The 14,278-nt window shown below is 61.0% G+C and carries 14 protein-coding genes and 3 pseudogenes; 7 read left to right on the plus strand and 10 right to left on the minus strand.

Annotated elements, in window-relative coordinates:
• Nucleotides 1-13: 13 nt before the first annotated feature.
• The 7 genes and pseudogenes from EN786_RS31950 to aztA all read right to left on the minus strand — a co-directional run bounded on the left by EN786_RS31950 (nucleotide 14) and on the right by aztA (nucleotide 8,080).
• Nucleotides 14-1,831, minus strand: a complete 1,818-nt coding sequence (locus EN786_RS31950; RefSeq protein ID WP_135909577.1) for an EAL domain-containing protein — start codon at nucleotides 1,829-1,831, stop codon at nucleotides 14-16.
• 347 nt (nucleotides 1,832-2,178) lie between these two features.
• Nucleotides 2,179-3,408: a zinc metallochaperone GTPase ZigA gene (gene zigA, locus EN786_RS31955; protein WP_135909466.1), complete on the minus strand. Its 1,230-nt coding sequence runs from the start codon at nucleotides 3,406-3,408 to the stop codon at nucleotides 2,179-2,181.
• A 73-nt stretch (nucleotides 3,409-3,481) separates the two neighbouring features.
• A pseudogene (locus EN786_RS39560) lies at nucleotides 3,482-4,048 on the minus strand (metal-binding protein ZinT); the annotation flags it as partial.
• 42 nt (nucleotides 4,049-4,090) lie between these two features.
• Nucleotides 4,091-5,263, minus strand: a pseudogene (gene aztD, locus EN786_RS31960) (zinc metallochaperone AztD); the annotation flags it as partial.
• Nucleotides 5,264-5,349: 86 nt separating this feature from the next.
• Nucleotides 5,350-6,339: a zinc ABC transporter substrate-binding protein AztC gene (gene aztC / locus EN786_RS31965; protein WP_135909468.1), complete on the minus strand. Its 990-nt coding sequence runs from the start codon at nucleotides 6,337-6,339 to the stop codon at nucleotides 5,350-5,352.
• 17 nt (nucleotides 6,340-6,356) lie between these two features.
• Entirely contained in the window at nucleotides 6,357-7,232 is an 876-nt protein-coding gene (gene aztB / locus EN786_RS31970) for a zinc ABC transporter permease AztB (protein WP_135909470.1), read from the minus strand.
• A complete protein-coding gene (aztA, locus tag EN786_RS31975) occupies nucleotides 7,232-8,080 on the minus strand; it encodes a zinc ABC transporter ATP-binding protein AztA (protein ID WP_135909579.1) in 849 nt (282 codons plus the stop codon). Before aztA ends, aztB begins: the two co-directional genes overlap by 1 nt.
• A gap of 96 nt (nucleotides 8,081-8,176) precedes the next feature.
• Between aztA and EN786_RS31980 the strand changes: the two genes are divergently transcribed.
• From EN786_RS31980 to EN786_RS32010, 7 genes and pseudogenes are all read left to right on the plus strand, one after another.
• Nucleotides 8,177-8,602, plus strand: coding sequence for a Fur family transcriptional regulator (locus EN786_RS31980; RefSeq protein WP_135909472.1), 426 nt, complete (start codon nucleotides 8,177-8,179; stop codon nucleotides 8,600-8,602).
• Nucleotides 8,595-9,770 (plus strand): GTP-binding protein, encoded by a 1,176-nt coding sequence (locus EN786_RS31985; protein WP_135909474.1) that lies wholly within the window; start codon nucleotides 8,595-8,597, stop codon nucleotides 9,768-9,770. The genes EN786_RS31980 and EN786_RS31985 overlap by 8 nt, the downstream gene beginning before the upstream one ends.
• A 25-nt stretch (nucleotides 9,771-9,795) precedes the next feature.
• A complete protein-coding gene (locus EN786_RS31990) occupies nucleotides 9,796-10,800 on the plus strand; it encodes a GTP-binding protein (protein WP_135909476.1) in 1,005 nt (334 codons plus the stop codon).
• Nucleotides 10,801-10,882: 82 nt separating this feature from the next.
• Nucleotides 10,883-11,155 (plus strand): nitrate reductase, encoded by a 273-nt coding sequence (locus EN786_RS31995; RefSeq protein ID WP_135909478.1) that lies wholly within the window; start codon nucleotides 10,883-10,885, stop codon nucleotides 11,153-11,155.
• Nucleotides 11,124-11,552 carry a hypothetical protein gene (locus EN786_RS32000; protein ID WP_135909480.1) on the plus strand — a complete coding sequence of 143 codons (429 nt, stop codon included), beginning with the start codon at nucleotides 11,124-11,126 and terminating at the stop codon, nucleotides 11,550-11,552. Before EN786_RS31995 ends, EN786_RS32000 begins: the two co-directional genes overlap by 32 nt.
• A 107-nt stretch (nucleotides 11,553-11,659) precedes the next feature.
• Entirely contained in the window at nucleotides 11,660-11,956 is a 297-nt protein-coding gene (locus EN786_RS32005; protein WP_135909482.1) for a hypothetical protein, read from the plus strand.
• A pseudogene (locus tag EN786_RS32010) lies at nucleotides 11,956-12,207 on the plus strand (DUF2285 domain-containing protein); the annotation flags it as partial. The gene EN786_RS32005 and the pseudogene EN786_RS32010, both read left to right, overlap by 1 nt.
• Here EN786_RS32010 and EN786_RS32015 read toward each other — a convergent pair.
• From EN786_RS32015 to EN786_RS32025, 3 genes are read right to left on the minus strand one after another with little or no spacing between them, the layout of a single operon-like run.
• On the minus strand, nucleotides 12,192-13,019 hold the full coding sequence (locus tag EN786_RS32015) for an ABC transporter substrate-binding protein (protein ID WP_135909484.1): 828 nt from the start codon (nucleotides 13,017-13,019) through the stop codon (nucleotides 12,192-12,194). The pseudogene EN786_RS32010 and the gene EN786_RS32015 sit on opposite strands and share 16 nt — an antisense overlap.
• Before the next feature lie 21 nt (nucleotides 13,020-13,040).
• The gene (locus tag EN786_RS32020; RefSeq protein WP_135909486.1) at nucleotides 13,041-13,817 is read right to left on the minus strand and encodes a class I SAM-dependent methyltransferase; all 777 of its coding nucleotides are present in this window, start codon (nucleotides 13,815-13,817) and stop codon (nucleotides 13,041-13,043) included.
• A 17-nt stretch (nucleotides 13,818-13,834) separates the two neighbouring features.
• Nucleotides 13,835-14,269, minus strand: a complete 435-nt coding sequence (locus EN786_RS32025) for a pseudoazurin (protein WP_135909488.1) — start codon at nucleotides 14,267-14,269, stop codon at nucleotides 13,835-13,837.
• Nucleotides 14,270-14,278: the final 9 nt, after the last annotated feature.

Raw genomic sequence — 14,278 nt, forward strand, 5'->3', positions numbered from 1 at the left:
GAAGGTATTTCTATCAGGCGATCAGATCGATTGGGTTCGCTATCCCGCTCACCACCCTCGTCCCCTCAGCAGATGGTCGCGCGAACCGCTTCAAAAGGCCTTTCGCTATTTGACGTGGTACCGCTTGCGAAAACAGATACCCCTGACCCAGCTGGCACCCGATCTCCGCAAGTAAAATGGCCTGGGCTTCGTTCTCGATGCCTTCGGCGATGACCTGGATGTCGAGCTTGTGGGCGATGCCGACCAAGCCCTCGACGATCGCCAGGCTCGGATCTCCCTGAACAAGGCGATCAATGAACGATTTGTCGATCTTGATGATATCGACCGGCACCGTCAGCAGATGCGTGAGAGAAGCGAAGCCGGTTCCAAAATCATCTAGTGCGACGCGCAGGCCATGAGCCCGCAACGCCTTGATCTCCCGAGCGACAACCGGATCGCGCTGGCCGAGATAGACCGACTCCGTGACCTCCAGAATGATATGCTTCAACGGAACGTTCTCGCGGCCGAAGGCGGCTTCGAGACGCGTGTAAAGCGTGCCGCTATAAAAATCGGCTGAGGTAATGTTGATGCCGACATGCTGCAACGGAATGCCTTGATCCAGCCACGAGCGCGCGTCCGCTGCGACGATCGCCATCATGCGTTCGGTCAGATGCGAGGCGACGCTGACATCGGAGGTCGCCTGGTGAAACGCAGCGGCGGAAACGACCTCGCCATCCGGCTTGCGAAGGCGGCACAGGGCCTCCATGCCGACGATCGCGCGGGTGTCGAGCCGCAGGATCGGCTGGTAGAACGCGTCGATCCGGCCTTCGCGCAAAGCCACGTCAACATCGCGGATCACCTCGATCCGGGTCTTGATTGTGCTGCCGATTCCCGGCGAGTACAGCACGAAGCCGCCACGCGAAGTTTCCTTCGCGTGGTAGAGCGCGAAATCGGCATTTTGGCGCACGCTTTTCGCATCGACGTCCCCCGCCGACAGCACTGCGCCGCCGATGGTCGCCCGTGCCAGGATCATGAGCCCGTCGCAGTCGGCGGGCACAGCCAGAGTGTCGAGAATATGATGCGCCTTGCTCTCGATGCCGGCGGCCGCTCCGGCTCGCTGAAGGATCACGGCGAACTCGTCGCCGCCCATGCGGAACACACGGTCAGGCGCTACGCTTTCAGCGAGACGTGACGCCACCGCCTGTAGCAAAGCATCGCCGGCCGCATGACCGAAGGTGTCGTTGATGGGTTTGAGGTTGTCGAGGTCGATGATCAGGACCGCCCAGGCGTTCGGTTGGGCACAGGACAACCGCTGCAGGGCTACGTCCAAACTCGCCCGGTTCGGCAGGTTGGTGAGGGCATCGACATAGGCGCCGCGCTCTCGCTCGATGACCCGCCGGTGACGCTCGAGCGCAATGGCGCACAGGGAGGTACACGAGGCGACGACCTCCTCCTCGCGGGGGGTGGGGCCGCGCTTCTCCGTAAAGTACAGGGCAAAGGTGCCGAGCACAGCGCCCTCTGCGCCGCAGATCGGGCTCGACCAGCAGGCCTTCAGGCGCAGCGCCAGGACTGGCTCCTTGAAGTTGATCCAGCGCGGGTCGGTCGCGATGTCCTTCACAGCCACGGCTTTTCCGAGATAGGCCGCACTGCCGCAGGAGCCCACAAGCGGGCCGATCATCAGGCCTTCGAGAAGAGCCATATATTCATTCGGGAAGCTGGAACCTGGGAGAGGATGCAACAAGCCGTTACCGTCAACGCGCAGGACGGAACACCTGACGCCCGGCAACATTTTTTCGATCTGGTGGCAAAGACGGTCCGTCGTCGCTTCGAGCGTTTCGCCCCTGGCGATCATTTCGAGAATATTGTTCTGGAGATGCAGCACGTTAACCCGCCAACACGTGTCCCTAAGTACCCTGTAGCATTCTGGTGAAATCACCCTGATGAGGCGCAGTGCACAAGATGAACAATGTCAGGTAATTCTTTATAAGTCTTATCATTCGCCACTGACAAACCGGGGCCAGCACTCATTGATCAGGGCCAGAAGATAACGGCAGCTGCGATGCAGATGGCCGAGAAAGGCGGATGCCGGTCCACGGATTTTCAGGTAAGTACAAGGGCGAAACTGTCGGTCCCCTCAGACTGGCAGCCAAGCAGCGGACTGCGTTCCCAATAGTTTCAGCGTGAACCCCGGCCGGCATTTCAACGCTCATGCAACAGTTTCTCCCAGCTGGGAAACGGGTCAGGCAGATCGCGCCAGCGACCAGGCGTGAAGTCGAGTTCGGGGACGAGGCAGGCGTCGAGTTCGGCGCGAATCCTGGCTTCGTCCATTGGGTCGCATCCGATGAAGACGATTTCCTGGCGCCTGTCGCCCCAGACCGGATCGAGATAGGGCTTCATCGCCGCGCGCCATTCGGCATGGTCGGGCCATTGATGCTTTGGAACCGAGGCCCACCAGAGCCCACGTTTCCCGGTGCGGATGAGCGAGCCGGCCTGGCTGATCTCACCAACATAGTGCGGGCGGGTGGCGAGCCAAAAGAAGCCCTTGGCGCGCACAACCCCCGGCCAAGGGCGATTAATGAAGGCCTTGAGCTTAATCGGGTCGAACGGACGGCGCTCGCGGTAGACGAAGGAGCGAATGCCGTATTCCTCAGTCTCGGGAACATGGTCCTTGAAGCCGTTCAATTCCTTGAACCAGAGTGGGTGCTGCTCGGCCTTCTCGAAATCGAAGCGGCCTGTATCCAGGACCTTGTCCAGCGGTATCTGCGCAAAATCTGTTTCGATTACCTCCGCGTCCGGATTGAGCGAGCGGACGATTTTTCGCGCCAGATCCAGATCATGCCGCGAGGCGTCCGAAACCTTGTTCATCACGACGACGTCGGCGAATTCGATTTGTTCAACCAGCAGGTCAACAAGCGCGCGGTCGTCCCCATCGCCTGCTGTTTCACCGCGGTCGCGCAAAAAGTCTTGCGAGGAATAGTCCTTGAGCAGATTCACGGCGTCCACGACCGTAACCATCGTGTCGAGCCGGGCGACGTCCGACAGGCTCTCGCCGTTCTCGTCGCGGAAGTCGAAGGTAGTGGCGACCGGCAACGGCTCGGCGATGCCGGTTCCCTCGATCAGCAGATAGTCGAAACGGCCCTCTTGCGAGAGCTTGCGCACTTCCTTGAGGAGATCGTCGCGTAGCGTGCAGCAGATGCAGCCATTGGTCATCTCGACCAGCTTCTCGTCGGTGCGGGAGAGGTTTGCGCCGCCATCGCGTACGAGGGAAGCGTCGATGTTCACCTCGCTCATGTCGTTGACGATGACGGCGACACGGCGGCCTTCACGATTGTTGAGGATGTGGTTCAGAAGCGTGGTCTTGCCGGCGCCGAGGAAGCCGGAAAGCACGGTGACGGGGAGGCGGAGATTGGGTTTGGCTGTGTCGAGCATGGCGTGTCTCTTGGTCTTGCGGACGTGCGGAGGGAGCACGCCCGGCGCTGACGATGCGAGCGGATCTACGCGGTCAATGCGCCATCATCTCGCGCACAATCTCGTCCGCACTCAAAGAGGATGGGTAGTAGGTCGGCCAGTTCGTCACTTCGTCGAGCAGCGCGGCGCGATCCTTACCCCAGTAGAGGTGGTAGTGGCCGGCTGCCTCCGGCGCGATCTTGTGGTCGCTGAACTGGATGTATTGCGGCGTGGCGGCATCACCTTCGGTCTTCTTGAAGATGAAGCGCACGCCACGGTTGCCCTTCTCATAGGTCAGGATCTCATAGCCATCGCTGGCATAGCGGGCCTCAAGCGGCTTCCCATCCTTGAAGAACTTCACGGTGTCGCCGTTGATCTCGATCCGCTCCACGTCTGTCCGATAGCCGATCTCGTAATAAGCCCGGTACTCGTCGGCGCTCTGGTCGCCGGTCTCTGCCTTGTGCGCCATCACCGGATCGAGCGTCCCATCCTTCAGATAGGGATAGACCGACTGCCAATCGCCGGCCCAATCGGACAGTGCGCGCTCCTTGATCTGATGGTCCTCGAAGTAGCCCTTGTAGACCTGGTCATCACCGTGATCGTGGCTGTGCGCGTGTTTATTCTCACCGCCCTCGTCGTGAACCTCGCCGCTTCCGCCGACCGCAACGATGTTGTAGGGCTTGCCGTCGACAGCGATCTCGCCAGCCTTCGCGAAGGATGCCGCATCGACAAGATGGAGCTTGCTGCTCAGCGGGTCGGTCACAACGATCTTGTCGCCGGCGACCGCGATGCGCGGCCGCGGATCGTTCCAGTGACCGTCCATCGAATAGGGATCGGTCAGCTTCAGCGAGTTGGCGATCTTGCCGGCAACAATATCAAGCTGATGAAGCTGGCCGTCCTCGGTGAAGACATAGGCGAATTTCGCCCGGATGGGATCAACCGCAAAATGCACTCGACGGGTCGGCAGTTCGATCAGCCGGAAGGCGTCGCTCTCGACCGTCGGATCGATCAGCACCACCTGGTCGGGGCCGTAGTTGCCGAGGAAATACTGCAGTCCCCGGCCACCGATTAGCGTCGTCGATTTGCCGTCCGGCAAAGAATCCGCATAGGGCAGATGGCGGATGTCCGGCGAGCTGTCTCCATGCGTGACGACGAGCAGACCGGTCGCGCAGGCGAAGGCCAGAATATTGCCAGACGAGGCCTCGCCATGGAGGTCAGGGCATGCGGCAATTTCGCCGACCTGATTGCCGGATTCGTCAACGGTCCTGATGCCGACCGGGAGCTCGTCCGGCTTTTCCTTGTTCGGCTCCGATAGCAGCACATGGGAGCCATAGGCGACGGCGACGCCGTGCTGCGGCGCGTCCGTCTTCACTTCCTGGACGTCCGACTTGCCCTCCAGCACCGCCTTCTCGGAGATGATCCGGGCGACACCTTCTCCATCGAAAAAAGCAGTGAACTCGCCGCCATGCTCGACGAAATGGGACGGCTTCTGGCCGGTGATCTCTGTGCCCGTCAGCTTCGGAGTTTCGACGTCGATATCGCCATGATCGCCATGGTCATCGAAGGAAATGCCGCTTGAGATGGCAGTCACCAATCCGGCATCGCCCTGTCTGGCAAACACAATGCGGCCGCTGTCGCTGCTATAAAGCACCGCTGGACTGTTGATTTGGAAGGTCTCGAGAGACTCGCCCTCGATGGCATCGATGACCGTCACCTTCGCCTCCTCGCGATCGGCGACGAACAGACGCCAGGCGGTCACCTCTTCGGCAAGCGCCGTTCCTGCCGACAGGGACAGGACCAGCGCAACCGCCGTGGCTGACGCAAGCTTCATCTTCATATGGGTCTCCTTTACGTTATTACATTACGAATTTGGTCCGAAGAAAAAGGCGGATCGCTCCGCCTTCTCTTTCATTTCACGAGCCATCAGCTTCCCAGGATCGCGCCTTTGATCGTGTTCACATTGTACTTCATCATGTCGATGTAAGTTGCCGCCGGTCCCCTCTCGTCCGACAGCGCATCGGAATAGAGCGTGCCACCGACGTTGATACCCGTCTCCGAGGCGATCTGCTCGATCAGGCGAGGGTTGGTGATGTTCTCCAGGAAGATCGCCGCGGCTTTGTCTTCCTTGACCTGCTTGATGAGGGCAGCGACGTCTGTCGCCGAGGCTTCCGATTCGGTGGAGACGCCCTCCGGTGCGAGGAACTTCAGCCCGTATTCGTGTTCGAAGTAGCCGAAGGCATCGTGCGAGGTGATGATGGCGCGCTTCTCATCCGGAATCTCGGCGACTGCTGTCTTGATCTCCCCTTCCAGCGCCTCGAGCTGTTCGCCATAGGCTTCGGCATTTGCCTGGTAGGTGTCGCAGCCGGCTGCGTCAGCCGCGCAGAAAGCATCGGTGATGTTCTTCACATAGATTTCGGCATTGCGAACCGACTGCCAGGCGTGCGGATCGAACTCGCCATGGTGGTGATGGCCTTCATGAGCGTGCTCGTGGCTTTCTCCGGCTTCGTGTTTCTGTTCGCCCTCGGCGGCCTCATCATCATCGTGACTATGCTCTCCCTCGGTGTTCTTGAGCACCTCACCGCCCTTAGTTAACTCAACGACTGGCGCCTTCGTGCCGCTGGCCTCGACGAGACGCTGCAGGAAGCCCTCGAACTGGAGGCCGTTGACGAGCACCACGTCGGCCGCCCCGACGGCGGCGGCGTCCGACGGTTTCGGTTCAAAGACATGGGCGTCGCCGTTCGGGCCGACCAGCGTGGTTATATCGACCCGATCGCCACCGACGTTCTTCGCGAAATCCGCTATGATCGAAAAGCTGGCGACGACCTTGAGATTTTCGGCCGAGGCAGTGGCAAGTGCAGCCGGAAATATTGTTATAACGCTCACGGCGGCGGCGAGCTTCAGCATTCTGGACATTCGATCGACTCCTTTGTTCAGGCGGTGCGGTGGGAAGCGTGCCGGACGCGCATGGCGAGAACGCCGCGCGTGCCGGCAATGATGGAAAGCAGGTAGACCACGCCGGCCGACAGGATGATGGCCGGGCCTGAGGGCAACGAGGCGTGATAGGAAAGGAGCAGGCCGGAGATGCACGAGGCGGCACCGATCGCGACCGCCAGCAGGGACATCGGCTCAACGCGCGAGGTCCAGAAGCGCGCGGCCGCGGCGGGCAGCATCATCAAGCCGACCGAGAGCAGCGTGCCGAGCGCCTGGAAGCCGCCGACGAGGTTGAGCACAACCAAGCCGAGGAAGATGAAGTGGACCGGCGGGCCGAGGCGCGATACCGAGCGCAGGAACAGCGGATCGAGGCATTCGGCCACCAGTGCGCGCCAGAAGATCGCGAGGGCGACAAGGGTCACAACGGTGATCGTGCCGATCAGACTCAGGGCATCGTCGTTCAACGCCAGCACGGTGCCGAACAGGACGTGCATGAGATCGACATTGGAGCCGCGCAGCGACACGATCAGCACGCCGAGCGCCAACGAGATCAGATAGAAGGCGGCCATCGAGGCATCCTCCTTCTGGATGGTCAGACGGGATACGGCGCCGGCACCCAGCGCCACGACCACGCCGGCCGCCAATCCGCCCAGTGTCATCGGGATGATCTGCAGGCCATAAAGCAGGAAGCCGGTGGCCGCACCCGGCAGGATCGCGTGGGCCATGGCGTCGCCGGTTAGGCTCATCCGGCGCAACATCAGGAACACACCGACCGGGCAGGCGCCAACCGACAGCATCAGTGCTCCCGCGAGTGCCCGCTGCATGAAGGCGAACTCGACGAAGGGCGCAATCAGGTACTCGTAGAGAAAGAGCATCAGGCCGCACCCCTGCGACCGGCATTGCCCGCTTGCGCCGGCTGCTCGACTGGCCCGTGTTGCGCCAGACCGTGCACAGGACGATGATCGTGGACATGCGCGTCGCTGTGGACATGTTCCTCGGGCGCGCACCAGGGTGCATCTTCGTTCCATGCCTCGTGGAATTGCCGCGCGCGTAACAGATTCTCGGGCGCGAGCGTCTTTCGGGCCTCGCCCCAGGCCACGGGACGGCGGGCCAAGAGCAAGGCTTCGGGAAAGTGCTGCCGCACGAGATCGAAGTCGTGGACGACGACCATGATCGTGCGCTGTTCTCCATGCCAGCGCTTGATGAGGGCGATCAGGTCGGCGACGGTTCTTGCGTCGATGGCGTTGAAGGGCTCATCGAGCAGTATGAGATCCGCATCCTGCACCAGCACTCGCGCGAACAACGCCCGCTGCAACTGGCCGCCCGACAGCGTGTCGATCGGCCGCTTCTCGAAGCCCTCCATCCCGACGGCCGAAAGCGCATTTGCGACCGCTGCGCGGTCCTCGGGGCGATAGCGGCCGAGAAGACCGCGCCGAGGCCACAGGCCGAGCGAGACCAGATCGACGACGCGGGCCGGAAACGACCGGTCCAGTTCCGACAGCTGCGGCAGATAGGCGAGCTTCACGCCCTGCGTGACGGTGCAGGCGCCGGCCATCGGCTTCAGGACACCGACGATTCCCTTCATCAAGGTCGACTTGCCGGATCCGTTCGCGCCGACCACCGCAGTCAGCGACCCCTTGGCTACCACCCCATCCAGGTGATGAACCGCCGGATGGCTGTTGTAGCCCAGCGTCAGGTCTTCAAAGGTCACGCATGCAGACATTCGTTCCGTCCTGGGACGTCGCTCAGCTTCCACTCTTGACGATCGACTACGTTATGTTATTACGTTCGTCAATTGAAAACGTTATATCATCACGCCATGAACGCTATCGTCACAGCCCCCGCAGCAGCTACGAACCGACGACACGGACGGAACCGTCAGCTCGTGCGCGAGGCGTTGGAGCAAGCACAAAAGCCGATGAGCGCGTACGAACTCCTCGAGCTTCTGCGTGAGGACGGGCTGCGCTCTCCACTCCAGGTCTATCGCGCCCTGGCACAACTCATCGAGGACGGCACCGCCCACAAGATCGAGAGCCTCAGCGCCTTCGCGCTCTGCACGCGCGCCGAGTGCGGCCCAAAAGGACGTGCGATCTTTGCGATCTGCACAAAGTGCGGGCGGGCCGAGGAGTTCCACGATCATGCGCTGGAGCGCGTGTTGCGTCGGCTTGGCAGGAGGGAAGGCTTTCGCACCACGGCGACCACGGTCGAACTGTCGGGCCTGTGCGAGACTTGCGCCCATGGATAAGATACCGGTCTTCGTGTTGACCGGCTTTCTTGGCGCTGGCAAATCGACGCTCCTCAACCGACTTTTTGTCGATCTTGCCTTCGCCGACACTGCCGTCATCATCAACGAGTTCGGCGATATCGCGCTTGACCACGACCTTGTGCACGTTGGCGAAACGCAAGTCTCCCGCACCACGACAGGATGCCTCTGTTGTACGATCGGCAGCGATATCCGATCGACATTGCATGAGCTTCAGGTTCTGGCGGGCGCAGGCGAAATTTCGTTCGATCGGGTCATCGTCGAAACCACCGGCCTCGCCGATCCCGCGCCGCTTGTGAACCAGCTCGTTCCTGGCGGTGCCCCGGCGGTCGGACTGCGTGATCATCTTGTCGCTCGCAATTTCGAGCTCGCAGGCGTCGTCACCCTCGTCGACATCGTCACCGGCGAGCTCTCCATCGAGAATCATTTTGAGGCTGCCAAGCAGATCACCTTTGCCGACCGCATCGTGCTGACGAAGACTGATCTGGCGCACGATCCGGTTTCGCTGCGCGAGATCGACAGCCTGCGGGAACGGCTCCGCACTTTGAACCCGGTCGCCCCGATCGGTGACAGTCATCATGCGGGCTTCGATTTGGCAGAACTCTTCCTTCGACGTGTCTACACACCGGCCACCCTCGGCGACGATGTGATCGGTTGGCTCGCTCTGGAGGATGCGATCCGGGGTGATGCTGGTCATGGCCCGAAAGCGGGCAGCCACGCGGAAACGTCCCCGTTTGCGCGTCATGGTGGCCGTATCCGCACCTTCGCCATTACCCGCGACGTGCCGGTTCGTGAAGACGCATTCCGACGATTCCTCGACCTGCTTGCCATGTCCGCTGGGCCTCGACTGCTGAGAGTGAAGGGCCTGGTGCATGACATGGATCAGCCGGAACAACCGCGCGTCATTCATGTCGTTCAGCACTCGGTCTACCCACCGACCGTTCTCGACGCTTGGCCGAGCGAGGACCGCCGTACGCGCCTCGTCTTCATCACCGATGGCATCGATCTGGAGCCCGTGAGGCAGCTCTTTGAAGCCGCCCTCGACGGCAAGCCGATCAAGGCCGGACGGGCGTTGAGGCAGCTCGCCTCGGCTGTTGCAGACACGTTCAGGTCGGGGACGACCCAATTGATGCGCACTCTGACCAACTGACCACAACGAACAACAGGAGACGACCATGTCCACCCAACCTGCTGAACAGACGCCCGTCACGGTCCTCACCGGCTATCTCGGCGCAGGCAAGACGACGCTCTTGAACCGCATCCTTTCCGAGCAGCACGGCAAGAAATACGCCGTCATCGTCAACGAGTTCGGCGAAGTTGGCATCGACAACGACCTGATCGTTGATGCCGACGAGGAAGTGTTCGAGATGAACAATGGCTGCATCTGCTGCACCGTGCGCGGCGACCTGATCCGCATCATCGAGGGGCTGATGCGCCGCAAGGATCGCTTTGACGCCATCCTGGTCGAGACGACTGGCCTCGCCGACCCGGCTCCGGTCGCCCAGACCTTCTTCGTCGAGGACGAAGTCCGCCAGAAGACGAAGCTGGACGCCATCGTCACCGTGGTGGACGCCAGGCATCTGCTGGGCGAGATCGACCGGGCGCACGAAGCGCAGGAGCAGCTTGCCTTCGCCGACATCGTCATCCTCAACAAGACGGACCTGGTGACGGCCGAGGAGCTGGCCGCCGTCGAGGCGCGCATCCGCAAGATCAACCCGACGGCGACGATCAGGCAGTCCACGCGCTGCGATGTGCCGCTCGATCAGGTTCTCAATCGCGGCGCTTTCGATCTGGACCGCGTGCTTGAGATCGAGCCGGATTTTCTCGATGGCGCTCACGACCACGAACATGACGCCCATGTGACCAGTTTCTCGCTTGTGACCGAGCAGCCGCTCGATCCGAGAAAATTCCTGCCGTGGGTGCAGATGATCACCCAGCGTTTCGGCATGGATATCCTGCGCATGAAAGGCATTCTCTCTTTCAAGGGTGACGACGATCGCTTCGTGGTGCAGGCCGTTCACATGCTGCTCGAAGGCGACCACCAGCGCCCCTGGAAGGACAACGAGCCGCGCGTGAGCCGTGTCGTGTTCATCGGCCGCAACCTGCCGAAAGAGATCATCGAGGACGGCTTCATGAAATGCCGGGCCGAACCCGATCCCATGACCGCGCTAAACGCCTAAACCCTCAAAGCATCGTGGTCAGCTTCCGCTGCCTCTGAGCCGGAGGCGACGGAACCTTGCGGATTGGGGAGCCACAACAAGTATGAACCGTCTCGCGAACCCATTTGCACCGCGCCGGGCACTTCCCGAGAGGACGCGGCAGATCAAGGCCTGGGTGCGCGAGGTTTGTAACCTGGACGATGCTGTCGTCGTGTCGATCACCGAACTCGCCTGTCGGGATGAGGGTTGTCCCGACATTGAGACCGTGATCGGCATCATGCGGCCGGGCGAGAAGATCGAAACTATCCGCATCCACAGGCCTATCGCCGAGGTGACAAGAGAGGATGTCGACGGCGCCAGCAGCGATCCGAATTGAGCCGTCCCGGCCTGAAGGTATCAATCCATGCAATACGACGTCATCGTCATCGGCAGCAGCTTTTCCGGAATGGCTGCCGCCCTGCAATTGGTCCGCGCCCATCGCCTGGTTCTTGTGTTCGATGCCGGGCTGCGGCGAACCGTTTCGCCAGCCACTGGCATGGCTTCCTGTCGCAAGAGACGGCGCCGACCCGGATGAGATCGCGAAGCAGTCGCGCGAGCAGCTTTCGCTCTACGATACACTCACCTGGTACGACGGAACGGCCGAACGGATTGAGGCAAGCCGCGATGCTTTCGGCGCTGTGCTCGCCGACGGGCGTTCGGCAGAAGGCCGTCGCGTCCTTTTCGCTACCGTCGTCTCCGACACGCTGCCTGGCGCGCGTCGCCGGCCGCGCTAAGCACGGCCCGCCCCGCCTATCGCGTGAATTAGGAATTCCGCGACAATCCGACTTTCATGTCATAGATTTTCACCTAAGCTCTAGCCCGCCACTTGGAGGAAAATCATTTGTCTGAAAAGCAATCATTCACGTTCTACACCTACTCGCGCTGTGCCGAATTCGAAAACGACCGCTGGGCCTATACAGGAATTCCAGACTTTTTCTTTGAGGATGCGGAATCCGCACGGCAAGCCGTTCTTGAGCTGCGAGCGGAGATAGCGGCCGATCCGGACGAGGAATGGTTTCCGATGCAGCTTGAAAAGATCGAAACGCTACCGATCTCGAAAGAGACTATCTTTGCACTGCTCAATAAGGGCGTTGGAGCATTCCTCAAAAGCTATGAAATCACAGAGGTGGTCAACTAATGCCGGAGCTGGACCCCGATGTTGCGGACGAGGTGCCGTGGTCCGACAGGATCACCCCGTACGACGAAGCACATTTCGTCACTTACATGCGGTTTCTCGATGCTGAAGCAGATGGCGCTGATTGGCAGGAAGTCGCTCAGATTGTCCTGCACCGTGATCCTGTGGCCGAACCTGAGCGCACCCGCCATTGTTGGGAAAATCATCTAAGGCGAGCAAAATGGATGACGCACACCGGCTACCGAAGACTCCTCACCGGCGATCGCGATCTTCTTCTGCGGGTCGTGGATTTGGCGATAGCCTCCCAGCTCACCCATGGCCATTCCTTTTCAGAAATCACGACATTTCGGGCATTGAGCTTCGACAGGATGTATTGCGGCGCCCCGTTGGCGCCGGCGACCGAGGCGTCCATGTCCATTTCAGGACTGGTAAACCAGACGAGCACCGGCACATCTTTCGCCTTGGTCACGCTAGCCTGAGCCCGAGCCTCACGTGCTCGCAGGTCGGCAATCAGAACTTTGCCGCGATCCTCGATATCAAAGATCTGCGAAAGTTCAGTTATCGCCTGATAGACTTGGTCCATTGTGAAGGGTTTGATCCGCCTTCCATTGCCTCCTGAGGAATTGTCTTTTCCCGTGCAGTCCATGGGCGCGATATATGTCTGGATGCCAACGTCGGCGAATTGTTCCCGCGTCCCCACTGCCCCCTGCGGACCGACGTGCCACTCGAACTCGGACAAGACCAAAGTGGGTTTGGAAGCCACGACACTCTCGAAACTGGGGGCTTCGTCAGCGATGCGGGGAACTGTGGCATTCATAGCCGCATACTCTTCCTTGATCGGACCCAACCAAACGGCAGTCCCGGTCATGCGCGGTCCGAGCTTGAGAGCGTAAAGGATCTCATGCATGGCCTGCCCGAGCGACACCACCTTTCGTGGCGCCGCTTCGAACGTGAGTATCCGCCCGCAATTCTCCACAGTCAGCGGGTAGTTGGTCGGCTGCGCAATTGCGGCCGGGAGCAGCAGAATGGACAGAGCAAGACCGGCAAGCGTGGGCCGAATGTTCATGAGATGCTCCTGGACGGGGATTTAGCCGCCGGGCTTTTCGGCGATCAGGATGAAGCGGCGATAGACAAGGGTGCGCAGACGATTGCGCAACCCACGGCCTCTGCGTTGTGCTCGGGCGATAGGTTCGTGCGGTAGCTCGCGGATGGAGACAAAGCCCGCCGCTGCCAATTGGGGCGCCAGACCGTCGAAGGTGAGCCCTTCGCTGAAAGGAAGCCGCGGCATGATCTCGGCGTGTTTCTCGCTCATGGCTCCGTCGTAGTAGGGATCCGGCGAAACCTGCTCCCAGAGCGAAAGCAATCTTGCCGCCCACAGCGCGGAGGGCTTCGGTTTCGTCCAATCGCCGTCATAGATCAGCAGCCGCCCGCCCGGGTGAAGGATGCGCAGCCAATCCGCGAAGGCCGTGGCCGGCTCGGTCAGCGTCCAGACCAGATGCCGGCAGACAATTGCGTCATAGGATTCATCAGGCTCCATGGTGTGGCCGGCATCGGCATGGAGGAACCGCAGGCGGGGTTTTCCGACATGTTTCGCTCGCACTTTCGCCAGCATGGCATCGGAAAAATCCAGCGCGGTGACCTCATGACCGAGGTCATGCAGCAGGCGAGTCACCTCACCGGTGCCGCAGGCAAGCTCCAGGACCTTGCGGGGCGACGAGCCGAGCTGGTCGCGGATTGGAGCAGCCCAGGCTTCGGCCTCGTGCCCAGGCGCTATGTAGTGGCCAAAAGCGAGATCGAAAGTTTCTGCGCGGCGCGACCAGTACTCATGGATCTCGTCCCTGAGGTCGAAGTTCGCTCCGGGCACTACCTGCTCGTCAGAGATCATTTGCCGAAACCGTTTCGCGCGAGGATTTCATCGAAGCGTTTGTGCGCCCGCGGCGGCACGTCCACGTTCAAGAACGAAGCTTCCAGCGCGGCGTCGCCGACGCGGATAACCATCACCATGCCCATGCCCACATGCGGCGAGCATTTGATGCCATAAAAACCTTCCTGGCCGAGTATGACCTCGATCTCCTCGTTGATCTTACCTTTGAAGCCGGGGTGACCGTCCGGGACCATGCCGTCGATCGTCGCGGCATTGTGGCCGCTTGCGGCCGCGATGAACTTTACGGTGTCGCCCGGCGCGATTTGGACGAAGTCAGGCTCGTAGACCATCGGGCCCGTCTCGTTGCGGTTGAGCATCTTGATGTCGTGCGTCTCGGCACAGGCGGACGACGTTGCCAGCGACAGGAACAGGGTCAGAATTTGCAAGCGCATGGGTTTCCT

The sequence above is a fragment of the Mesorhizobium sp. M4B.F.Ca.ET.143.01.1.1 genome, from assembly GCF_004792275.1.
Taxonomy (GTDB): Bacteria; Pseudomonadota; Alphaproteobacteria; order Rhizobiales; family Rhizobiaceae; genus Mesorhizobium; species Mesorhizobium abyssinicae.